Here is a 23,706-nt window from a genome sequence, read left to right as displayed (position 1 = left end):
ATCGTTAACCATATTCAGTTTTCTTATTATAGTCCATTTTTCTTTCCATTTTAAATAGCTTCCTGTCAGAAACTCAAATTATTGAAATACAGTTCAAAATACTTTCCAAAGGCACTTCCGGCTGGGTGTCGTGGTTTCCGACTCCCCCTCCGGAGCTGTTTGAAGAAGGAGTTCAATATATTTTTTACCGTTTCTCCGTTATCGCCTTTTTACTTTCCGACCGGTGATGAAAAGTCCTTGTGGGCGCCACCTCTTTCCGGTCCCCGGAAATGCGGTTCAAATATGAACCTTTAGCAGCAACGTATATCCGGCATCTTCTTCCCGTCGATATGATACGGATTTGGGGGTTCCTTTCAATGCTGTCCATAACCATAACTTCTGATTTATACATTAATTCCATGTGATAACCGGGTGTTTGGTCAGGCGGACGTTCCCGGTGGCGGATTGTCGTCCTACGCCGCAAAGAAAAAAAGAGTAAATGTATGAGGGAATACCTTGTCAGTTATAGTCATATATAGACATAAATAGTCAATGCCGGCAAAAGATATGACAAATGGCAGTCCGGCGAGAGCCCGGGATTCTTCCCGATATTGCCGGGATTGTGTGTAAAAGTACGACAATCCGTTGATAGCAGTATGAAAAGAGAAAAAAATGATTGAGGAAGGAGGTCGTGAAACCAGCCTCCGGAAAACAGGATACGGCGGAGATCAGATACCGTGAAAAAAGAAAAAAATCCCCACCGGAGATGAATGAACCGGCAGGGAACGTAACAATAAAGGAACGGGCCTCTCAACCCTTGATGTAACCGTACTTTTTCAGGTCGTCCATGAAATGCTCCGGCGTGTCGGTCCTCACCGTCACCCCGTGCAGTTCCCTGTACCGCCCGGAGAAATTCATCATGTACTCCTTATCGGTGCACCCGCTGTCAAACCAGCTGCCCTCACGCAGGAGGCGTACAAACTCGGAAGGGCCGGAGGCGGCAATCCTGCCGCCATCCGCCAAAATATACATATGCCTGTTCATGCCGATAATTTTTTAGTTCTCAGTTTATAATATAGTTTCTGTTCACCATCCAGGAAGGGGATGTCCTGGAGCGCGGTGCCCGCAGGCACCTGTCCCCTTGTGGCAAAGGTAACCAATTTGTGGAGAAACAGCACCCAATTTCGCATTTTTGTGAAGCTGGTCGTTCCCGAATGCTGCCGGAACTCGACCGTCTTGTGCCGTGAGTAGGCCTCAAGGTTCACCTTGTGGTAACGGTCACCGATCCTTCCTTTCAGCTCGTCCACCGTCCGGGCGGAACGTATCATCCCGTCAGAGACATGGCCCAGCCCACGGCAATAGTAGTTGTCCCTGCGGGATGCAGGCATGAACCTGTCGATGACCGGTTCCAGGTGTTTGTAGCTCAGGGCCAGGTTGCGCCAGGTCTCCATGCTGAAACCGGCGGCATCGATATGCACGTGAAGCCCGCAGCTCCCGTTCACCTTCACATCACACAGCTCAAGCACCCAGCAGACCTTCTCCAGTTCACGTAACCCGGCTTCGCCGACAAGGATCGGACTGACCAGCTCGAAGGTGTCATTCCCGTTCAGACTACTGTCTGTCACGAGTTTCCAATGCGGACGGGTGGTATGGTTGTAACCTTCCACCACAACCTCGATACCGGACTCCCTGAGCTCGCGTGCGAGCCGTTCGCGGGAACAGTTGTAAGCCTCGATCTCGATACCGAACTTGCGGTTGAAAGTGTAATCCGGTGCGGCTGCCAACGGTTGGATGTTCGGACCGCACTCACATTCACTCATACGGCGCAGGGCGTTCACTACAAAGCCGTAGTTTCCGTTGGTCACCATTCGTGCGATTTCCGCACGGGGAACACCCAGAAGATACAGTTGCCGGATCTTGCTCGTCTTTGTCGTTTCTTGTGCTAAAATGCTTCTGATTTGCTCGTTCATAATTTATTACCTCCTTTATTATTACACTACTAAGGTAATGCTTTTACAGGAGATGTCGTAATTATAAGATCCTTATTATCACGCCATTAGCTTACTTTATCTTAGGCTAAAAGTCCTTATTTAAGGTGTCTATACCCTGACATCCGCTACCGGTCGGTATCGGGTTCCTCCAGGCCGATGGTACGGCATATCTCCTCCACCAGTTCAGGAAGGCCGGAGCCTTTCTCCTGATGGGGATCGGGTGGAAACAGCGTGGAACGGAAGACACCCTTGCAGACAGGGTCCGCCTCCCTGTTGTAGCGGAGGGTGTTCGGAATGTGTGAGGACAGCAGCCGCAGCCCCATCTTGTCGATGACCCGGTTCCAGGCGTCATACAGGTCCTTCCGCCCCCTCCTGTCCACCATGTTCCAGAACAGCCAGGTCCCTTTCAGGTTGCAGTTCTTCCTGGCGACCAGCTCCTCTTCCAGAGCCTTGGTAAACTGCAGGGAACTCTGCATGACGATGTTGTCCGCCTTGAGCGGGACGAAAATGTAGTCCATCGCGGCAACAGTATAGACCACCCCCTCGCTGCGGAGCGTTCCGGGAAGGTCGAAAAGCACGATATCGAAAGTTTCCCCCTTTTCGTCCATATAACGATGCAGGTCCTCCACCGCCTTTTCCGGATCGCTTTTGATGACCGGATAGGCAGGCTTCCGGATTCTCTCGTGCTGCCGGTAAAGGCTCACCTTCAGGTCGTCATTTTTCATGACACTCTCCATGTCCCTCTCACGCATCAGGGCGATGCTGTGCTGCGGGTAGTCACAGTCCACAACCGCCACACGCAGGCCTTTGCGGTAATGCAGCACACTGGCCAGCAGTACCGTAAAGACGGATTTTCCCACGCCACCCTTCTGGCTGGCGACGGCAACCAACAACTCTTTTTCTTTTTTCATCATACTTCTTGCATTAAATGTTAAACACTATTATGACCGGTCGGGCAGGGACTCTTCCAGAATCATCTCCACCGTTTCCCTGTATTCTTCCAGATGCCGCGATACAAGGTGGTTGATGAACCCCTCCAGCGTGACCGTTCCATTTCTCGAGGCTCCCGCCAGGATGGACAGTTTCCGGTGCAGGGCGGCAGGAATATGCAGTGACCGGCGCTGCACGCCCGCAATGCCATGCAGGTATTCCTCCCCATAGACGGACGGCTGCATGGGGCCGCTTTTCCTTGCGGGACGCATTATGTCGTTACCGGACGTTCCACGTCCCTTCCGGGGACAGGCAGGTGCTTCCCCCATGATCTCACGGATGCGGTCCGCGTCCATCCCGCCGGGACCCATCCGGTCTTTTACGTTCTTTCCTGTCATGATATATCTTCTTGGACAATGACAACATTTTATCGGCGGGCCGGTTCTCCCGGCTGCCCGTCCTCATCCCAGGGACGGTAGACCTCACCGAGCAGGGCGGCGATATCCTCCCTATGTTCCTCCATATGGAGCTCCAGCAGCCGGATGATAAACCCGGAGATGCTGCCGCAACCGGCGGCCCTGACCAGCATGGCGATCCGGCGGTGCAGCCTCCCGTCAATATACGCGGTCTTCCACTCCACAGACTTGGGAGCGGGAACCAGAAACCTCCTCTTGTATTCTTCCGGGGCTGTCACTTTCCCTGCACGGACCTGCCTTTCATGACCCGGCATATCCACCGCCGGTTCCGGGGATGGGGAAACGGGAGCTGACAGAAGGTTTCCCGTGAGTCCGACCCTCTCGAGAACGATATCGGAAAGCCGGTTCTTTTCCTTTTCTGAATCCATTGTCTTAAAATCTTAAATTATTAAATTACACAACTGGCATTGTTTCGGAATACAAAATAAAAAAAGAAGAGGACAGGACGGAACCACCTGTCACTTATAGTCATCCAAAGTCGGGGATTGTCATGATACACATGACGGGGGGACGAACATATGGTTCCATCCGGATGGTTCTTCCCATGCAGGAGTGACGTCAGAATCCTGCTGTCCGTAGCGGCGTGGAAAAGCGGCGGGATTCCGTTCCTTGTCCACCGCCCCTTTCAAATCCTTATGGGCAGGTGTGGGAGCATGCATCCGTCCTGATACGGATTCTTGAATTATCGGTCTGTGGAAGTGTAAAAATATCAATCCGTTAATGGAGACAAGGAAGAAAAAACATAAGGCGTACACGGCTACATGCACGTTCTCCATTTGCAGAAGTGTAGAAGTGACAATCCATTAATGGAGACAATGAAGGAAAACCATAAGGCATACACGGTTACATGCCCATTCTCCATTTGCAGAAGTGTAGAAGTAACAATCCGTCAAAGGAGACAGTGAAGGAAAGCCATAAAGCATATACGGTTCACTGCCCATTCTCCATTTGTAGAAGTGTAAAAGTAACAATCCGTCAAAGGAGACAGTGAAGGAAAGCCATAAGGCATATACGATTCACTGCCCATTCTCCATTTGTAGAAGTGTAAAAGTAGCAATCCATCAAAGGAGACAGTGAAGGAAAGCCATAAGGCATATACGGTTCACTGCCCATTCTCCATTTGTAGAAGTGTAAAAGTAGCAATCCATCAAAGGAGACAATGAGGGAAAACCATAAGGCATACACGGCTACCTGTCATTCTCCATTTGCAGAAGTGTAGAAGTAACAATCCGTCAAAGGAGACAATGAAGGAAAACCATAAGGCATACACGGTTACATGCTCATTCTTCATTTGCAGATGTGTAGAAGTAGCAATCCATCAATGGAGACAAGGAAAAGAAACCATAAGACATACACGGTTACATGCCCATTCTTCATTTGCAGATGTGTATAAGTAGCAATCCGTTAATGGAGACAATGAAGGAAAGCCATAAGGCATATACGGTTCACAGCCCATTCTCCTTTTGTAGATGTGTAAAAGTAACAATCCATTAATGGAGACAATGAAGAAAAACAATAAGGTGTATACGGCTACCTGCCATTCTCCATTTGCAGAAGTGTAAAAATAACAATCCATTAATGGAGAATAGGGTATGGAAAGGGCAGATTTCCAGTACATACGTCTCCCTTATTCCTGAATTATGGGCGTAAGTCACATGATTCAGGAGAGACAGCCACCTTTTTATGGGGAGAGCAGCCGGCAAATGCCTGATGGAAATGACCCGAAAATCACAGGAGAATAGCCGTACAATGGGCTGATACACAATTCCTATTGGAGAATGTTGTCCCCATTAGGGGACAGCAAGTTGTGTTTTCGTTTAACGAAAACAGGACGGTTTAACGGAGAATACACCGATAAACCGTTACTTATTTCAAGCTCCAGCGTCGCTTTTTACATATCTAACTATAATTCATTTGAAATCACAAAACAGATTGAACCGAATGTGGTTAGTTTGTCTGTTTATTTCATGTCCGAATCATTAGTATGCTATGTTGCAAAGTTCGTATTCATTATGAAAAAATCCGCTTACGAGAACAAGATATTCAGGTAATTTGCCATCCTTTCCCCAAAGAAGTTCGATGTTAAAAAGTTCAGAAAGCGTTTTGGCTATGTCAAATCCGAAGGCTTCGAGTGACGGACGCACTTTTTCCGGGTGTCGGCATGGTGTGCCGCAGTTACGCGTACACTCGTTATCTGAGCAGTGAAGACATTTACCTATATAGGCAAATGAACGCCCTCCATATTTCCGTTCCATATCCAATAATTCGCTCTCGATTCGTATCCGTTCCGGTAAAATGAGTTTTTGTGTATATTCAATCGGAATATCTTTGTCTTCAGGGATTATCTTCGTTGCCATAAGATGTGCATACTTGTATTGTCGGAGAAACGATTCCGTATCAAAATCAAATGGAGGACACCCCCAACTTTTACCGTAATTGGTACATTGTTTGCAAAGTTCAAGAAAATGTGGTTCGTCACGGAATTCGGCGATATATCCTTCAACAGTGATGTCTGAAGTAAAATTTTCTACAGTGTATATACTCATTGTTTCAAAATCATTGTACCGCATAAGGAGTCGAAACGGATGTTTTCATTTTGGAAAAGTCTGTCAATGTATCCGCTTTTCTGCATTTCAGACGCGGTCAAGCAACTTAAATTCGGGGTATCTAACAATGCTATCGAATCGCACATGGACAACGCGATGTCAAGTTCATGTGTCGAGAACATGATACATTTTTTCTCGTCGTGGACAAGCCTACGAAGCAACGCCACAAGTTCGTAGCGATTAGGCATGTCAAGAAAGGAAGTCGGTTCATCAAGGAGAATGATAGGAGTATCCTGTGCCAATGCACGAGCAATCATCACACGCTGGCATTCGCCATCCGACATTTTATCCATCGTGCGGTTTGCATAAGCCTCCATTCCCACCGAAATGAGCGATTGCATGACTATCTCCTTATCTGTTTCTTGCATCCTACCTATCCAGTTGGTATAAGGAGCACGGCCTATGGCTACGACATCCTTGCACCGCAGGTTGGCGATGCGCGTGCGCTCGGTCGTGACGACAGCCAGCGTTTTTGCCATATCTTCGGTTTTCATGCAGGCGATGTCGTGCCCGTCGAGAATGATTTTTCCGGAATAACACCGGTTCAGACCGGCTATGGCGCGGAGCAACGTCGATTTTCCTGTCCCGTTTCTTCCGATAAGGGCTGTCAGTTGACCTTTTTTTATCGTGGCATTTACCTCGTGGAGCAACGAGTTTTCTTTGTAACCTATGGAAAAATGCTGTAATTCTATCATGCGGTGATGGATTTGTTGCGTAAAACCACCCATACGACGATTGGGATTCCCAATAGAGCTGTAATGGCGTTGATCGGCAAGGTGAATATTTTAGAAATGATGTCGCAAAGAAGCAATATCGATGCTCCCGAAAGAATTGTTCCGGGCAGAAGGACATGATGATCGCTATTTTGGAAAAGCATTCTTGTGACATGAGGCATAGCGAGACCTATGAAACCTATCGGACCGCAAAAAGCGGTTATCGTTCCGGCGAGCAGCGTTGTCGAGAGAAACAACAGGCTGCGTGAACGCCGAATATTCAGTCCCATTGTTACGGCATATTCCTCTCCGAACAGCAGGAGGTTAAGCGGTTTGATGGTCAGTACCGCCAACAGCAGTCCGGCAAACACCGATGGAACAAGAATCAGAAGTTGTCCGGAGGTGACGTCACCCAAAGCCCCCATCGTCCAAATGACAAAGGCTTTCAGCGATTCCTCTTTGCTGAGGTACTGCAATATCTGCACGACAGCACCTACGCCCGATGAGAACATCATGCCCAGAATCAGGATTACCATGATGTCTTTTATTCGCTGTCCGACGGCAGTTATCACGAGCAACACGACAGCCGCACCCACCCACGCTGCTCCGGCAATGCCTATTGATGAACCGATCCCGGCAAGTACCACAAGTGCCACACCGAGACTTGCACCGGAACTGATGCCAAGGACATAGGGACCGGCAAGAGGATTACGGAAGAGGGTCTGCATCTGAAGACCGCTGACCGATAAGGCAGCCCCGGCCAACAGTGCCACTATAGCTTTTATGAGGCGTATGTTGAGTACGATTTTTTCCGTGGCACGGGAACAATTTCCCCCGGTCAGTGCTGCCCATACATCGCGGATCGGAATGTTGACAGCTCCCACGGCCAAGTCCAGTAAAAAAAGACCGACCGTGAGCGTAATCAATATGGAGAATAATATAGTCGAACGGGAACGCATCTATTTCAGTTGCTTGTAATACACACACTCTTCCTGCACCAGTTCAGGATGGAATATCTTCACGAGGTCGCGGAGCACGATGTCAGGATTCACGACGGCAGACTCGTAATAGTCGTTACCCCCGGCTGTGTTGGTACGGGCGTTGTTGTTATACACCTCTCCATTTTTGAAACATCGGGTATCGGTGAATTTCGGACATGATGCCTTCAAGTCGTCAAGGGAGTTCGCCATTCCCACGTTCAGCCACATGTCCGCATCCGACGCGAGCAGATATGCTTCTTCTAAGTCAATGGGGATAGAAGCGTTTCCCGTGTTCTTCTGGTAGATATAGCGGCCTCCCGCATCAGTAATCAAGCGGGCTACATAACTTTGGGTTGAAGGCATGAACCACGAGTCGCCATAGGGAACATTAAGCATAACCGAAGGAGTGCCGAGGGTACTGTCGGCCACTTTCTTTTTCAAGGCGTTGTATCTGACCGGGATTGCGGCAAAGGCTTTTTCACCCTTCTCACGTTTTCCTGTGACTTCTGAAAGCACTACCATCCATTCGGCCTTGCCGAGAGGCGACTCTTCAAGATAATCGCCGACATACATGAACGGTATGTCGAGTTCTTCGAGTTTGCTTTCCATTGCGCTTGCGCCGTTCACCCCATAGAGCAGAACGAGGTCGGGATCGAGCGAGAGCAGCAACTCGTAGTTGATGTTCCCTTCATAGCCGACATCGCCAATACTGTCGCGGCGGGCTTGGATGTCTGGGTTGGAAATGTAGTCGATTCCCGAAACGCCGGTTATACACCGGACTTCACCGATTGCGTCAAGCATGGCGATATGAGTGGAAGACATCGCCACGATGCGTTTGGCGTCTCCTTTGAGTACCTGTCCTGCAAACCCTTCGGGAACCTCTTCACCGTTGCGGACGATAAACAGCCATGTGGTTACACTGTCCGCTCCCTGCCAGGGATTCCTGACGGTTATCAGTACACTTTCCTTCCCGCCCGCCCCTTTGATGTCGAAGCCGGAGGCATATTCGGGAGCATAAAGCAGCAGGTTGAAATCATTGATTTTTGAGCTTTTGTTGTGGCAGCCTGTAAATGCCAGAGAAAGCAACAAAATCAGGCTTAAATTCTTTAATGCGTTCATATTGATGCAGATTATCGTTTACTATTTTTGTTTTTTCCGAACTTGGGTGTTATGCCGATGAATATCTCGAAATTGATGCCCGGCATGGGACGGGACAATACGGAAAGGTATTCTTCATCGAACAGGTTGTTGATGCTGCCCTTTAGCGACAGATCGGCCCATCGGAAAGAGAGCTGTTTTTCCAGTGTCACGTTATTCATGAAGTAAGGGGGCAGATAGCCCGTCAGGGTATAGTCATTACTCGACATGGTATAACGCTGGCTGTAATAACACCATTTGTAAAGCAGGCTCCATGTCCGCCATGACAGACGTCCGGTCACCGTTGCGGAAAACTCCGGCACGTATGGCAACTGTTTGCCGACGGATTGGTCTGCCGGACTCATCGGTTCGCTCTCGTTGATCGAGGGAGTCCACGAGAAAGTTCCGTTCATATCCAGTTTCCAGTCCTTTCCGAGCATTATATCAAGGTGGGCGTTGGTCTCTGCCCCGTAAGCATGTACCTTTTTGAGGTTTCTGGGGGAGAAGAATCCCTTGGTTGTGGGTAGCCAGATGATCCAGTCGTCGATGTGCGAATCGAACCAGTTGATACCACCGCTCAAAGCATATACATTTTCTTTCCCCACCGAGAACGACAACCCCACGTCGTATGTGAAGCCGTGCTCGCTTTTCAGGTCGGGATTACCGCCCGGCAGAAAATAGAGGTCGTTCAGCGTGGGAAAACGGTAGTTCCGGGAGATGGATGCTTTCGCCACGATATTGCCTTTTTTCGACAGTACCCCGTCGATGAAGAAAGCCGGGATAACCGGGGCCCATTCCGTACCGAACATATCCTCGCGAAGGACAAGCGAGGCGGCAAAACGATCGACAGGCCGCCATTTCGCAGAAACGGAACCGGAAAACTCGACACGTCCCTTGTCATACCCGACAACAGCCTTGTTACCTTCCTGCGAGATGATATTTTTGTCCGCGCTTTCCACCAAATGCTGGTGTACGGAAACACCGGCCGTGAACAGCCATTTCTCTGAAGGAGCATAATCCCCGTCCGCACTTCCGTAGAACGTGTTAATCTTACTGCGTGAGCGGGTCATCGAAGCCATTTCGCCGTTTCCCTTGTCCCGCTTGTAATCATAGGCCATCCATGTGTGTATATAGCCGCCTTTTACACCGACCTTCCATTTCTCCCGCACGCGATCCCACGAGAGGACGCCGCGAAACGTCTGCTCCCTTTGGCGGTTCTCGAAGTCCATGTCGTTCCCGTAATCCGTGCTGAGCATCGCCAGTTCCCGGTTAGAATTGATATACCAGGCGTTTAGCCCGAACTTGTCGCCTTCGCCCGTGTTATAATAAATTTCCTGCAAGACGTGCAGATCCTTATAAGCCCCGCTGCGGTTGCGTTCCGTCGGGTAATAGGAACCGATGATGTTCTTGTCCTCGTCATAGATGTTTTCCTTCTTGTCCCGGTTTCGGTATTTGTAGTCGTTGGGGGAAGAGGAATACACCACACGGGTGGAGGACTGCCAGTGTTTGTCACCGTAGGTCAGGCGGAGAAACTCGTCGAACGTGCTGAACGACCCCACTCCCTGCACGTACTGCAACCCGAACCCTTCATGGTTGGCCGGAGAAGTGGAGAGCCTGACCAGACCACCCAAGCCTCCGCCCGTTTCGTTTACCGATGACGTTCCGTGCAGCAGCGAGGCATCATCGATAAAGTAAGAAGGGATGGTGGAAAAATCCGTCATACCCAGCATCGGGTTGTTAATGCGCATACCATTCCACGTCACTTGGGTATGCGAGGGAGAGGTACCCCGGAAAGCCACGGTGGATAACGTGGCGCGTCCGTAGTTCTTGACAAAAACGGATGAGTTGAATGTCAGCACATCGGCCATAGACAAGGCGATGTTCTCTTTCATGGCGATGGAATCGAAACGGGTTCGTTGCACGCCTATATCCTTCATAGGTCGTTTGCCCACCACCGTAACCTCCGGAATACGTAGTACCCTTTTGGTAATGCTGACGGAATTTTTCTGCTGGGCGGCAAGCAGAAAGGGCAGGCTTACCCCCACGAACAATAGAATAAGATGTCTTTTCATTTTTGTCCTCCTTCCTCGTTATTTCCAGCAGAAAGCTCCCGGAATGATTCCCACGTAAAATTCATCGATCAGCTTGCCTTGCGGCGAATAGCGATACACGATACCTTGTTGCTGGTAATCAATAGCGTCGGCCACATATACCTCCCCGTTGTTGGGATTGACCGTAAGGCCGTAGTATTTGGTGTCCCGAAACTCCAGAAAAGGCCGGACGGGAACACGGTCGGCTTCCACCGGCATTCGCCAAATATCGTTGTTGATCCAGTAAAGTGTATCCCGTGTACCGTTGAGCTGGACTTCCGAAGGCCAGTCGCCCAGCTTAAACTTGAACTGTTTCTCTACGGTGAAAGTCTCGGCGTCTATACGATAGAGAGACGGTGCCTCGTAACCGTATGGGCTGCCCTCGTAACCGCCATCCGTGATGGTCCACATCTTGTTGTATTTGTCCATGACCAGCGAAGTAGGTTGTATGCCGATGGTCAGTTCGTCCACGACCTTGTCCGTCTCCGTGTCGATTTTCAGGATGCGGTTCTGGTACGACCAGCAGTTCACATAGACGTACTTGCCGTATTGTACCATTTGTTCGGTGGAACCCGATTCCATGTCCATGTCTGGACATTCGATATAGCCGGTAATCTCGTATGTCTTGGGGTTGATGATGAAGATACGGTAGTCCCATATCTGCGTCACATAGGCTTTCTCATCCGACAGAAAATGGATATACCGGGGTGAGGTGAAACCTGTGATACGGCCCACTTCCTTGAAAGTATTGATGTCGATGGCGAAAATCACATGCGAGTTGTTCACCACGATCCAGCCTATACCGTCCCGGATAACCATAGACTGGGCCACATCGCCCAACTTGAACCCGTTGGCACGGTAAAACACTTCATTCTCCACTTCGCACGTGGCGGGATCGTAGTAGGAAAGCGTGGCATTGCTGTACTGGAAATTCCCCTCGTTGGTAATGAAAAGACCAGAGGCCGATACAGAGAAATCTTCCATCTCTCCGTAATCCCATTTCATGCAACTGCCGAAAACTGGCAGGCAGAAAAGAAAAAGGCAAATCCGTTGTATTGTTCTGCTCATTGTCATTCGGATAAAAAAGAGTACCCGAATCATTACGGGTACTCTGGTTAAGGTATAAGGTTTAATCCTGCTGCGTATATTGTTTGTCCTTCATATTTTGGAAGGTTGGGTTATACCCACATTTCGTCACGCTCCAACTTTCCCCCGTAATCATTCCGTTTTCTATAAACTTGCCGAAGAAAGTGTAGTCGGTAAATTTCGTCAAACCGTCAAAAACAACCCCATGCAAGGTCTCCAACTTCTCCATGGAAAGTGTTTCCTGAGAAAGAGAAGTCGCACTTTTTATCTGTAGCGTACCATCTATAGTCTGTAATTTATCACAAGTAATGCCTGTTGCTTTATTAACGAACAACCCTTCACCTCCTACGTGAAGCAATTCCGGAATATCCAGCGATTTACTTTGTAAAGATATTGCTAACGAACCCTCTCCCTCTCTATAATATACAGGAGAAGCTGAACAACAAACTTTGGATAGTAAGGGCAAGTTACAACTGGTAAAATTTCCAGATAAATAGAACTGTCCTCCCACTTCTTTCAAGACTGGCATTGTGATTGAAGCAAACATGGGTATTTGGATATATCCATATCCATCTATGATTTCCAAGTCAGGAAATTTGGCATTGCTTCGCATTTGGCCTGTCACATTTAGATTTCCATATACATGTTGAATTGTCGATATGGTATAATCGGTATTGTTGGTGGTTGGCTTACAAGTGAAGTCTTTGATATTCTTGAACGTGATTTCAGGGAACTTATTATTCGTGAGACTGGTGATGACAAAATTTACATTTGACAAATCTTCGGCTGTTTCAATTTTGGAGAGCTGCACCTTGTTTATAATTTCAATCTGGGGCGCTGTTTCTCCGAAGGTTTCAAATCGGGCGTTCGGCAACAGCAGTGTTCCGCTCACATCTTCAAGATAATCCAGCGTGATGCTTCCAAGTGTGGTGATCTTGCTCCAGTCGGGAAGTTGTTTGAGTGCCGTGAAATTCTTTATCTTTATCTGTCCCTTTATCGTTGTCAGTTTGTCCATTCCACCGAAAGCCTGAAGCACGTCATTTCGTTGGGGAACAAAACTACCGGTAGGAGGAGCTTCCATATTGGCTTCCATAATAATACTTCCGTTTACTGTTTCGATTTCCGGAAGGTTGATGGTTTCCAACATCACGGGGACGGTATGGAAATCAAGGCCACCGGTCTCTTTCAGCTTAAGGAAGCTCATGGAAGTCAGCTTGGCAAGATTGTTTACGGACAAGACCCCTCCGACACTTGTCAGTTCCGGTATTTCCAAAGACGCAATCGAACCGGCTGCTGTGTTCTCTTCATTGAGTCCTTGAAGATTCAGATCCTGACCTACAGTAGTCAGAACCGGAAACTCAAAACTCTGTAACGACGACGCATTGAACATCACGCTTCCTTCAATAGTTGCCAGTTTCTCGAATAGGACATACGTCACTTGGTCGTTATATACCGATATGTCTCCGGAGAGCGTTTCCAATGCTTTCATGGAAATCATGTGAAGTTCCGTAGCTTTCGAGGCGACATCGGTCGAACCTACCTGTAAACCTCCGGCAGAAACGATATTATCCAACCCTGTCAAGTCTGCACCGTTGTAACTGTTACGAATGACAATGTTGCCAGTAACCTCTTTCAAAGATGCCAATGCAGATATGTCAGTGATTTTTTCTGCCTCTTCCGCATCAGAGCCGATAATCAGGTTCCCTTTGACAACGGTTGTTTTGGTTGCGGCAAAAGAAGCTACCTCCTCGGTGGTCTTCAACTCCACATCTCCGTCAGATTCTATCTCGCTTTTCACGACCTTATAGGTATATTCGCGGGCATCTCCGTTATAGGATGTCACCCGGAAGGTTCGTTCGTTATCCCAGTCCGTTACCGTTTCAGGATCAGGTATGATTGTTGCAGAAGTTGTGTACTTGAATTCCACTTCGGCGTTGTTCAGCGATACCGTATAGGGAACGGTTATTGTTACTGTATTGTCCGTAATGTCGGCCGTGTACGATTTCCCGTCCACGGTCATCACGACCGATGTGATGAAATTTTCATCTGCATCTTCAGGTATAATTTCATCGTTTTTGTCACACGCTCCCAAAAAGAACAAGGATAGGAGCATGGGAAGAAAATAAATTTTCATACTTGTAATTTTTATTATTTGGTTAGATCCTCAAAAGAAAATACCTCCGTAGAAACTTCGCCCAGCCAGCCGCTTTTGGCCAGAACACCGCATTGTATTTTGATAAAGTCAATATATTGCAGATTGGCTTCCGTTCCATCGGCATGGATGGCATTGGAAATTTTGAAACCGTTCCTTTGTCCGCTTCCATCCACCGTACTGCCGCCTTCTATCTGGTCGTTTCCGAAATTATCCACGTACCCCCAGTCATAACTCTGATTATCCCAATAACCGGTTTGAGAATCTTGGGTGTTGCGGGCGGCCAGACAAGTGCCTGTCAGGGTATAACTGTTTTCCGAAATCCAAGCCGGATAATAATAGTCTTGTGTATGATAAGCGGACAGATAGTCTACCCAGCCGTTTCTACCGTCGGAACTGATCCATTGGACATCCATTTTTTTGCCTTCCGGACGGTAATAGGTCACTTCAAAATTCTGTATTGTTTCTTCCTTGCCTGCTTCAGATCCTTTCAGTTCGTACCACTCGTCATCCGGCAATCCGTTTCCGTTTATATCTTGCATGACCCATACGATACCCGGTTCGGAACTGCCGTCAAAGGCGTTCCCCTGAACACAGAAATCATATTGGTTACCCGAATTGGGAATACTGTGGTCGAAGCCGACGATGATATAACCCCCGAAAGAACCTAAAGAGACGTGCAGTTTGTCTTTCAAACGCTGTGTTGCCCATGCGACAGCCGCTTCAGGGGATGTTTCGTTGCCGGTCATACCGCCTATCGTGCTCGTCTCGTTGATAAATTGGCCGGGAGCTGGGGTATATTCATAGACTTTATTCCAGAGCTTGGAACTTCCCGAAGCCCGGAAGCCGTCTTGTTCCTTTTTGTCCACACAAACGACTTTTACGGTGGCAGTGACAGCCGTTTTCCCTTTGTCGATATTCCTGCTTATTTTTTCCGTCGGTGTGTCTTCCGACACAGTACAGGAGACGGTGTATTCTCCGGGTGCGGACGGCGTGAACTTGAACATGCGTTCCACTTCTCCTTCCATGACCTGACCGTCCACACTCCACTCAAAACGGGGATTGTCGAAATACTCCAACAACGGACGCAGGAAAACAGGACGGTCGGCAAAAGTGTACCTGTCCGTGGATGTTTGCAGGTAAGACGGGGTCGGGAATTTGACAACGTAGGGCATCGTTTCCACGACCTCTACGCTTACGTCTTTCGTTGTTGTCCCATCTATATTGGAAGCGTTGATTGTCACCGTATAAACACCGAGTTCTTTTTCATTGAAAGTATAAGTATTCTCGGTGGAAACGATTTTTCCTTCCCGTACCCATTCGATTTTGAACCCTTCGACATCCGAATGCTGAATATCGGGAGTAAATGTGTAATCGGTATTCCGGACGACTTTTAGCCCCTGCGAAGGTAGTGCCAGTGAGATGACCGGAGGGGTGAGTTCTTTCACTTCTACTTTCAGTTCCTCTTCGGCATAGCCTTCCGCATTGTCTACTCTTAGTTTGACATAAAAATCCCCGCATTCATTCCATGTACGTTGAAGAGACGGACCCGAAGAAACCAGCGTACCGTCTATCGTCCAAGCAAAAAGAGCATCTTCAACATTCTGGTATGTCGGGGCGATAGTCAATTCGTGATCGACCTTGACCGTGTAAATACCGGTCTCGCTGTCAAGTTCTATTATAGGTTGTCCTCCTACTTCCTCGGTAATGACTTCATCCTTGTTGCAGGAGGTGAACAGCATACAGGCAGAAATAATAAAATAGTGAAAACGATGCATGATGTGTGGATTTTAGAAAAATAACAGGGATACCCCCGACAGAAGGGATATCCTTGTATTCTTTTTATTGTATGGTGATATCATCAATACAGATATAAGCTGGAGTATTCAAACCGTATGCTCCCGAATCCGAACCCTCGAAGTTGAATTTCACACTTTGCACCCCTTCGGCATTGATTTCCCAATAATTCCATGTCGTGATAGGATCAACCTGTTGTTGGCCGTTACGATAATCGGCTAAAAGACGTTTGTAAGTGCGGATCAGACCGCCATTCGCATCATAACATTCCAGATTCACTTGGAAATACCCTTTCATCTCTTTCAGAGGAGTCGCTACCCCCGTAGAACCGAACTGATTACCATAAGTAATGACACCATAAGTGTATGAGGTGTTGCAGATCCACAGGCCGACCAATTTCCGGGGAACATTGAAATAAAATTCTGGTTTAGCCATCCATGCCTGATTGTAAGCATCCACATATCCGTAAACGACACCGAAATTGGAACCGCTGTGCCCGGCTTCCTTATTCTGTCCTTCCGCTTCCACCGCAGTGTTATAGACAGAACATTGGTTTAGATAAGAATACCACCAGTCTCCGGTATTTCCCGACTGATTGGAGCGGATGTTCCAGTTGGAAAGTGCGATGCCGCCGCTGGAATACTCTGTGCTTCCACCTACAGTATTAAACATTGAAAGGAAGAGATATTCTTCCGGAGTATTGTCGTAAATGGTGGTTACTTGAGGATACCCTTGGTACGAATAAAGATTTTCTCCGGCCGAGGTAGGTCCTGCTAACATGCCGGGATCGAAATCATCGAAAGTGATAGTTAAAGTACCGTCCGGATTTGTCACAGCACGGGTTTGCGAAGTTCCGGAATCAACCGGGTCCATCAAAAAGTCATCGTCCGAACTACAGCCAGAGAACAAGGCGGTTGCGGTAAATAGACAGGCACCTGCCAGAAAGCGTAATTTTCTTTTCATAGGTCACTCATTTTAATGTAAAACATATTATTAACAAACACAAAAAATTCCCGTTCGTGCGGACTTACACGAACGGGAATATGTCTGTCTTCAAATATTGAATGGCCGATGAGCTATTCCTTATTTGATTACGACCCGTATATCCCGCAGGTGTAAATCTCATTCCGGTCATGGCAGGTCTTCTGACTCGTCCCGGTCATCGTGCCTTCCCGGTATTACACCAGTGGCAAAAGTTCGATGTCCGTTTTTGTGGACTCACAGCAGCGGGTACTGTCCCGGATTTTCACCGGGTTCCCTTTTCATTCGGAAGGCGTAAACCTCCCGAAACCATTTCCCGACTGCAAAATTATCTATATTACATATCAATTCCAAATAATTCATAATATTTATAATAAAACACACAAAGCATGACAACCGTACTGTTTTAATTAGAGCATTCAAGTTTACGACAAACGAAGACGGTAATTATCATACACAATATCCATAAACCAACAAAACAGCTTGCCATTTTCCATAACAATGCGTTCTGGAATAGATAACTGTTAGCTGCAATTATGCAAGCAAAAAAAGCAGACAGAATAATGACTATTAATATCATGCACCAGAAATTAATCCTATAAATTTATGGAAAACAAGTAAGGGAATGGAAGTTCCGTTGCCGCATGGATGCAGGTGAAGGACCTTCTCTTTTAACGTTGGATACGCCAATGCACGCCAACGGAAGACTCTGATATTATCTGTTTGGAAAGGATATAGGATGTGCGTTACTTTGTCGCATATTCAGAATCTTAAAAAGAATTTTAGTATGGAACTGACAATTATTGAAACAAGCGCGTATTAGGAGTTGAGAAAGCTGGTCAGCACGCTGGTCGTACAGATGGGCGACTTCCAGAAAAAGATTGCCCCGCCTGCGCCGGACAAGTGAATGGATGCGCAGGACGTATGTGATGGACTTATGCCCAAACACTTTCTGAAGAGTTTCCAGCAGCATCCCCTTGAGTATGGCCAGAACGGCAAATGCGTGGCGTCCGATGTGCGGGGTGACCTCGCCCCGGAGTTGCATTTCCTGCCTATGATTCCAAGACTGAGCCGCATGGCATTGTATTCACCTACCGGAAAGACACATTCGGGGAGTCTTTCTTTTCATCCGTACCCCTATATTTTTCAATCAGTTCGATAGCAATGGGCAATAATTTTACGACATACGCCACTCCCGTTTTTATACGGTTGCCCATCAGCCATGTACCGCCGTCGGAGTCGGTATGGATATTATCGTATGTTATGGCTTTCAAGTCCACATAGGAAAGACCGGTGAAGCACATGAACAGGAACATGTCGCGCATGGCACGCTGGCGTTTGTATCTCGGTTCTATATGGATTATCCTTTGCAGTTCCTCTTCGGAAAGGAAAGAACGCCTCTTGTATTCGGGCATACACTCGAATGATGCGAACGGATGAACCCGTATCCAGCCTTTTTCCTGCGCGATATACATCAGCCACTTCAAGGTATTGACACGCCCGAAGACAGTGGAGTTTGCCAAAGCGCATGTACCGAGCATCCAGTTGTAGTAATCCTCGATGAATGATTTCTCAAGTTCTTCGATGACAATATCCTCTGCATTCTTCTTGCTTTTCATGAAAAGCAGGAGACTCTTGTAATCGGCAACCAGACCGCAGTAGGTGCTTTCGGCTTTCTCTATGCCGATTTTCTTTTTATACGGTTCCAGCTGTTCCCTGAAAAGGTTCATAAGGGTGTGGCATTCCTCTGAGAAGCCGACATAGCGGTTATAGACTTTCTTGGCTGTAACAAAACTGTCGTGGTCGCAGATGTACTGGTAGTGCCTGGTGATTTGCGCCTTGATATTGTCAAGTTCCTGATTGAGTGTACGGGCTTCCTCGGATTTGCCTTTGGCCCGGTTGGTTTTGACGTCCCACAAAGCGAGGGACACTTCTTTCTTACAACTGAAACCGGCTTGGGTTCCATTGATGGTGATACGGCCCATAATCGGTGTCTTTCCGTTTTTTACAGACTGTTTATTCTCAAAACACTTAGCTATACATGGTCTGCGATAAGCTAAGAGAGATTCCCCTTACACAAAAGCATGGCATCTCCTTGTCGTATCTCGCCTTTATACTTTTATGTATAGTAGTCTACCGGATCGAATGAACAAGACCTATCCCATACATAAACCAATTTAGACTGCTATGTTATTTTTGAGGAAGAAGATGGAATGAGACCAGATACCCTCTTTAAGGCTGACTGTAAGTCGATTAAATGTAGAAAAAGATTGCTTTTGTCACAAGTAAAGTGTATATTTGCATTGAAAGAATCGTTCTTTGACAGAGGCAAAAGAAAACAGAATATTGTAATTCGCTCGTTTCTAAATCGTTACCTGATATTAATTAAACAGAAATAACTGTTTAATTTTCAATTAGATAGAGATTGTATGATGTTTCGCTGTATGAAATGTTACATGCTTTGATATCCCAGCTTGTTCAACCCATTTGTGTAAAATTACATTACTTCTCCCCAGTGAGACCAATCCGGCAAACACCTTTTCCGTTTCTGGTGCATTTCCTCTGTCTGGCAGATGTTTTATGGCTTCCGAACAGAGTGGAAGCGATATGGCTTCTTTCGTCTTCTTCTGAATAATACTCAATAGTGCATTGCCATTTTCATCATAGCGTATATCTTCCCATCTCAATGCAATAATATCACAATGCCTCAATCCACAAAAACAGCTGAATAAAAATGCTTTCCTTAATAAGGTATTATAAAAAGGAGTATGAACCAATCTGGTCAATTCCTTTATAGTAAGATAATCCCTTTCTGTTCTATTACGTTTTGGTTTGTCCTCATTCTTTATCTTATTCATTGGATTAACAGTTATATAATCTTCAGAGACGGCCCTATTCAAGCAGTAACGCAGCGTTTTCAAATAATAGAATTGGGTGTTAACATGCAATGTCTTTTCCTTCTTACAATGTTCTTGTTTTGTTTTCTTCAAGTAATCTATAAAACCCAACAAATAAGTCTTGTCCACCTTCCTTAGCAATATTCCATTCGGAGTATATCTTTCCAAATGGCATACAACGGCATGTATGGCATTTTTCCGTACTCTATTGTTCACACTTTGTTCTGCTATTAATTTCATATAGCCAGTCAGCTTCATATTGGACAATCTGTTATGATTAAATCCGTAAGTTTGATTATATATTTCCAAAACCTTCTGAGCCTTTATCGCATTTGCCAAATTTAGCGTCTCGACATTTCTTTTTTTATCAGCTTGATTATGTTCAGGGATAATATACAACTTTAAGAATTCGTATTGCCGCCTTCCATTCATATAAATATCCAGATATATGGATTGGCATCCATTAACCAATTTTTTTGTTCTCACCTTTATTGGCTCTTTTAAATTCAATTGCTTTTTCATATTCTTTAAATAAAAACATACAGTTTATTATTAGTAGTAACAAAGCAGTAACAAAAATCAATCCAACAAATTGCTTTCATGTTCTATCACTCTTGTCTTTTTTTATAATTACCTTATTAATTATCAAATATTTACAGTATAGGGCACAGCGTTACTGAAAGAACAAATATAATAATAAGCCAGTAACAATTAAACTATCAAGAGTGTGGCTATTGCTATGGCGGCGGAAACTTTCTCTGGAAATTTATTTTCCATCACTTTGCTTCCACACTTCCACCCACCTTCTGCATTCCCCTATCCATCGGCATTTGCCCTGCGGTGGAAGCAAGCCGAAAAGGTGGAAGCAAAATTTGCTTCCACCTGCCTGAAACGCCGAGGTTTTGCAGTAACCACCTGTTTACTAGCATAATATTACGTAAGAGCTACATAAATTAATCAGTTCGTTTTTCCTGCATTTTCGAGCTTGCTCTTCTACGAAATCGGTGGATATTGAGTTGAGCGGTAGGACGCATCATTCCGCAGGGACTATGAAAGGTACCGGTAGAGTGAGCCATTCAAGCGGATGATTTCTAACTCATGGCTATGAATAATGCCGTCTAATGTCCTTTAAGTTGTTGTACAATACATTTGCGCCCTATCCACAATAGATGCAAGCTACGTACTTCATCCGAAAAGTCTTGGGGTTAGTGACGCCTAACAGTCATGAACAACCCTGCTTACGGCCATAAAGCAATCGTTTGACGACCATTAGCAGAGTTGTTCATGGCCGTTAGGCGTCATTAATCCCCTATGCAACAGCAGACAAACAAAGAGAAAGAAGCCAAGGATTGTCTGTGTTTTAGATAGAAAGCCCATTTATTAGCAGGTGTACCGGAAGAAAAGTCATGCCGCATAATAGTTCTGGATAATAATGTACCCCAGATTTCTCTTTATTATCATCCCATAAAGGGAGATTCGGTGCTCCAAGCAGAACGTGATGACTGGAATGTAAGCTATGAATTGGGTGATACTTGGAAAAATGCACGAAAAATAAAGTTGAAAAATAGTTCTTTGTTCAAGATTGATATATTGGTGTATCCGGAATTCTCTTTCAAGAACGTGATTATTACGCAGATTTATCAAATTCTATTTGATTTGAGCCCTGCAATAGAAATTTCGTTATGGAAGGGGATGAAAGCCACAGCACAAGTGAAGATACCGGTTTATAATGATGGATATGGAGCTCGGGAAGGAAAGGTTCATCCGGGTTTCCTAACTCTTTCACAACGTTTCAGGTTGCCTTATAATGTTTTTGGTAAATTCTCTGTAGGCTATTTTAGTGGTAACCGATATGGTGCTGATGTAGATTTCTTTCGCCCCTTTAAAGATGAACGTTTTTCTTTGTTGGCAAGAATAGGATATACGGGAGCTGGACGTTGGGACGGATTTAGGTTCCAATATGATCCTTCATTATGGCGTATGACGTGGTCTTTGGGTGGAAATTTCTATTGGCCACGATTTAATACACTGTTCACACTGAAGGCTGAACAGTATTTGTTGAAGGAAAAGGGGGTTCGGTTTGAAATGATCCGTCATTTCCGCTATTGTTCGATAGGCTTTTATGCGATGAAGGCGGAGCATGCCAAAGCAAATGGAGGATTTCGGTTTCAAGTGGCATTGCCTCCTTACAAATATAAAAGAAGGGGGCATATCCCACGTGTGAATACTTCTACTAACATGGGCATTGCTTATAATGCGGGTAATGAAAGGTATTATTATAAGGACTATAAGGCAGAAGCAAGTGATAATATAATGGAAAGAAATAGTTTTAACCCATATTTTATTAAGTCAGAATTGTTAAATTTTTAATTAATTAATTGAGATGAAAAAGAAAATTTTTTTAAGTGGCGTAAATGCTAAATTAGCATTGGCGGCAGTGGCTTTGACAAGTGTGATGTTCACAAGCTGCGAAAAAGAAGAATTCAATGTTGCGCCTGTAGAATTGGACCCTGCAAGTGCTACTGTTGCTATTACTGTATATGATTTATCAGATGGTTCTATCATAAATGGTGCAAGCATTACAGAAAATGGTGCTGCTATTACTAGCAATCCTTTCGTAATTGAAGCTGGTTCAGATGGAAAGATTGCTGCTACAACAAGAACTTTTGCAGCTACAAAAGACGAGTATCTGTCTGGAGAAGGCCAAGCTACTGTTCCTGCTTTGAATAAAGGACAATTTGCTTTGATTCCGGTAAGTATTTTCTTGCAACAAGAACTGAATGCTGCTGAAGATGTTGTTGTTGATCAGGATGAGGAAACTATTACCCCTAGTGAAGTTGGAGGAGAACAAAAAGGTGGTGAAAATACAAGTAGTAAAGAAAAAGAAATGGATCTGCCATATACAGCAAAAGTTGGACAAGAAGTTACTAATATTGCTGCTGTAAATGCATCGATTGATGCTATGCCTATAACTAGAGGATTGTCTGATGATGAAGTAAAAAAGGTGTTGAAAGCATTGGTTAAATCATATAGCCCGGGTATCACAGATGTAACTTATACTAAGAAAGTAACAGTTCCTGCTTATACTATTGTAACTTTGAAGACTACTACAGAATACGAAACTTCTGATAATACAATCTCTACAGTGGTGGATGGCAAACTGTACACTATTCCTAATGTAAAGATTAAGAAGGTAGTTAAGACTGTTGTAGATCCAGTCTTTACTTCAACTGAACATGGTCATGGTCATGGTCACGGTCATGGCAATGGTAACAATGCCGGTGGTGGTGACGGTGCTGCTGAATAATAATAGTTTTAGTTATTATTTTAATTTTAAACTAAAAGAATAATGAAAAGTAAATTAGTAATAGCCTCCTTATTATTAGCAGGCGCTTGTGCAGCAAATCTGAATGCACAAGAAAAAACGAACTACTACACTCCGAAATGGAGCGATAATATTTTCGTGAGTGTAGGTGGTGGTGTCCACGCTATCAACAATGATGGTTTCAATAAATTGGCTCCGCATTTCAGCGTATCAGTTGGTAAGTTGATTACTCCGACATGGGGTGTACGTGCCCAGTTCAATGGCGTTACTCAGCACTTGTGTCTGGATAACTCATATTGGGAACACAATAAGACGTACTTTGGTGGTAACATTGATGCAATGATCAATCTTTCTACATTGTTCGCAGGCGTTAATCCTAACCGTTTCTTTGAAGTTTATGGATTCTTGGGTCCTCAAGTAACTGTTGCAAAGTCAGCAAATGTGCTGATTCAAAACGATGGAACAATGATTCCTGATGGAGATGAAAAGGCTAGAGCACGTGTAGGTGCTTCTGCCGGTTTGGGCTTGAAGTTCAATATCAACACCAAGTGGGCCATTGACGTAGA

General features: G+C 45.8%; 21 protein-coding genes, 1 pseudogene and 1 riboswitch. Of the genes and pseudogenes, 4 read left to right on the top strand and 18 right to left on the bottom strand.

Translation table 11 applies throughout. The annotated features are described in order from the left end of the window. Window positions 1–789: 789 nt before the first annotated feature. From DWY57_RS20950 to DWY57_RS14220, 18 genes are all read right to left on the bottom strand, one after another. Window positions 790–1,023 carry a hypothetical protein gene (locus tag DWY57_RS20950; protein ID WP_004329589.1) on the bottom strand — a complete coding sequence of 78 codons (234 nt, stop codon included), beginning with the start codon at window positions 1,021–1,023 and terminating at the stop codon, window positions 790–792. After that, complete coding sequence (locus tag DWY57_RS14325) at window positions 1,020–1,949, bottom strand: amidoligase family protein (RefSeq protein ID WP_004329590.1); 930 nt, start codon at window positions 1,947–1,949, stop codon at window positions 1,020–1,022. Before DWY57_RS14325 ends, DWY57_RS20950 begins: the two co-directional genes overlap by 4 nt. A gap of 146 nt (window positions 1,950–2,095) precedes the next feature. Then, window positions 2,096–2,884, bottom strand: coding sequence for a ParA family protein (locus DWY57_RS14320; RefSeq protein WP_004329591.1), 789 nt, complete (start codon window positions 2,882–2,884; stop codon window positions 2,096–2,098). Between the two features lie 27 nt (window positions 2,885–2,911). Continuing rightward, on the bottom strand, window positions 2,912–3,298 hold the full coding sequence (locus DWY57_RS14315; RefSeq protein WP_004329592.1) for a DUF3408 domain-containing protein: 387 nt from the start codon (window positions 3,296–3,298) through the stop codon (window positions 2,912–2,914). A gap of 29 nt (window positions 3,299–3,327) precedes the next feature. Next, the gene (locus tag DWY57_RS14310; RefSeq protein ID WP_004329593.1) at window positions 3,328–3,744 is read right to left on the bottom strand and encodes a DUF3408 domain-containing protein; all 417 of its coding nucleotides are present in this window, start codon (window positions 3,742–3,744) and stop codon (window positions 3,328–3,330) included. 120 nt (window positions 3,745–3,864) lie between these two features. Then, on the bottom strand, window positions 3,865–4,152 hold the full coding sequence (locus DWY57_RS14305) for a hypothetical protein (RefSeq protein WP_178285291.1): 288 nt from the start codon (window positions 4,150–4,152) through the stop codon (window positions 3,865–3,867). A gap of 1,203 nt (window positions 4,153–5,355) precedes the next feature. Further along, window positions 5,356–5,922, bottom strand: a complete 567-nt coding sequence (locus DWY57_RS14280) for a DUF2284 domain-containing protein (RefSeq protein ID WP_004289236.1) — start codon at window positions 5,920–5,922, stop codon at window positions 5,356–5,358. Then, a complete protein-coding gene (locus DWY57_RS14275; protein WP_004289235.1) occupies window positions 5,919–6,677 on the bottom strand; it encodes an ABC transporter ATP-binding protein in 759 nt (252 codons plus the stop codon). The genes DWY57_RS14280 and DWY57_RS14275 overlap by 4 nt, the downstream gene beginning before the upstream one ends. Beyond that, window positions 6,674–7,654, bottom strand: a complete 981-nt coding sequence (locus DWY57_RS14270) for an iron ABC transporter permease (protein WP_004311292.1) — start codon at window positions 7,652–7,654, stop codon at window positions 6,674–6,676. The genes DWY57_RS14275 and DWY57_RS14270 overlap by 4 nt, the downstream gene beginning before the upstream one ends. Further along, complete coding sequence (locus DWY57_RS14265) at window positions 7,655–8,794, bottom strand: ABC transporter substrate-binding protein (protein ID WP_004289233.1); 1,140 nt, start codon at window positions 8,792–8,794, stop codon at window positions 7,655–7,657. An 11-nt stretch (window positions 8,795–8,805) separates the two neighbouring features. Continuing rightward, window positions 8,806–10,884, bottom strand: a complete 2,079-nt coding sequence (locus tag DWY57_RS14260; protein ID WP_004311295.1) for a TonB-dependent receptor — start codon at window positions 10,882–10,884, stop codon at window positions 8,806–8,808. Between the two features lie 18 nt (window positions 10,885–10,902). Beyond that, entirely contained in the window at window positions 10,903–12,003 is a 1,101-nt protein-coding gene (locus tag DWY57_RS14255; protein ID WP_004293828.1) for a YncE family protein, read from the bottom strand. A 28-nt stretch (window positions 12,004–12,031) separates the two neighbouring features. Further along, window positions 12,032–14,122: an epidermal growth-factor receptor (EGFR) L domain protein gene (locus DWY57_RS14250; RefSeq protein ID WP_118431866.1), complete on the bottom strand. Its 2,091-nt coding sequence runs from the start codon at window positions 14,120–14,122 to the stop codon at window positions 12,032–12,034. A 14-nt stretch (window positions 14,123–14,136) separates the two neighbouring features. Then, entirely contained in the window at window positions 14,137–15,918 is a 1,782-nt protein-coding gene (locus DWY57_RS14245) for a PKD-like domain-containing protein (protein WP_004293827.1), read from the bottom strand. A 64-nt stretch (window positions 15,919–15,982) separates the two neighbouring features. Then, window positions 15,983–16,900, bottom strand: coding sequence for a DUF4465 domain-containing protein (locus tag DWY57_RS14240; RefSeq protein ID WP_118431864.1), 918 nt, complete (start codon window positions 16,898–16,900; stop codon window positions 15,983–15,985). 154 nt (window positions 16,901–17,054) lie between these two features. After that, window positions 17,055–17,247, bottom strand: a riboswitch (cobalamin riboswitch). A gap of 386 nt (window positions 17,248–17,633) precedes the next feature. Beyond that, window positions 17,634–17,963, bottom strand: a complete 330-nt coding sequence (locus DWY57_RS21375; protein ID WP_004289226.1) for a hypothetical protein — start codon at window positions 17,961–17,963, stop codon at window positions 17,634–17,636. Between the two features lie 46 nt (window positions 17,964–18,009). Further along, window positions 18,010–18,903 carry a phage integrase SAM-like domain-containing protein gene (locus DWY57_RS14230; RefSeq protein ID WP_004289225.1) on the bottom strand — a complete coding sequence of 298 codons (894 nt, stop codon included), beginning with the start codon at window positions 18,901–18,903 and terminating at the stop codon, window positions 18,010–18,012. 429 nt (window positions 18,904–19,332) lie between these two features. Further along, window positions 19,333–20,337 (bottom strand): site-specific integrase, encoded by a 1,005-nt coding sequence (locus tag DWY57_RS14220; RefSeq protein WP_243634691.1) that lies wholly within the window; start codon window positions 20,335–20,337, stop codon window positions 19,333–19,335. A 205-nt stretch (window positions 20,338–20,542) separates the two neighbouring features. Here DWY57_RS14220 and DWY57_RS20940 point away from each other — a divergent pair, with 205 nt between their 5' ends. The 4 genes and pseudogenes from DWY57_RS20940 to DWY57_RS14205 all read left to right on the top strand — a co-directional run. Continuing rightward, entirely contained in the window at window positions 20,543–20,746 is a 204-nt protein-coding gene (locus DWY57_RS20940; protein WP_165853611.1) for a hypothetical protein, read from the top strand. A 455-nt stretch (window positions 20,747–21,201) separates the two neighbouring features. Beyond that, window positions 21,202–22,185: pseudogene (locus tag DWY57_RS14215) on the top strand (hypothetical protein); the annotation flags it as partial. Window positions 22,186–22,198: 13 nt separating this feature from the next. Next, window positions 22,199–23,122, top strand: coding sequence for a DUF3869 domain-containing protein (locus DWY57_RS14210; RefSeq protein WP_119961958.1), 924 nt, complete (start codon window positions 22,199–22,201; stop codon window positions 23,120–23,122). A gap of 42 nt (window positions 23,123–23,164) precedes the next feature. Next, the coding region (locus DWY57_RS14205) for an outer membrane beta-barrel protein (protein ID WP_147392722.1) at window positions 23,165–23,706 on the top strand (542 nt) is incomplete at its 3' end.

This window comes from Bacteroides sp. AF25-5LB, from assembly GCF_003602965.1.
Classification (GTDB): Bacteria; Bacteroidota; Bacteroidia; order Bacteroidales; family Bacteroidaceae; genus Bacteroides; species Bacteroides uniformis.
Note: the sequence above shows the minus strand (reverse complement) of the source record. Positions and strands in the feature narration are given on the sequence as shown.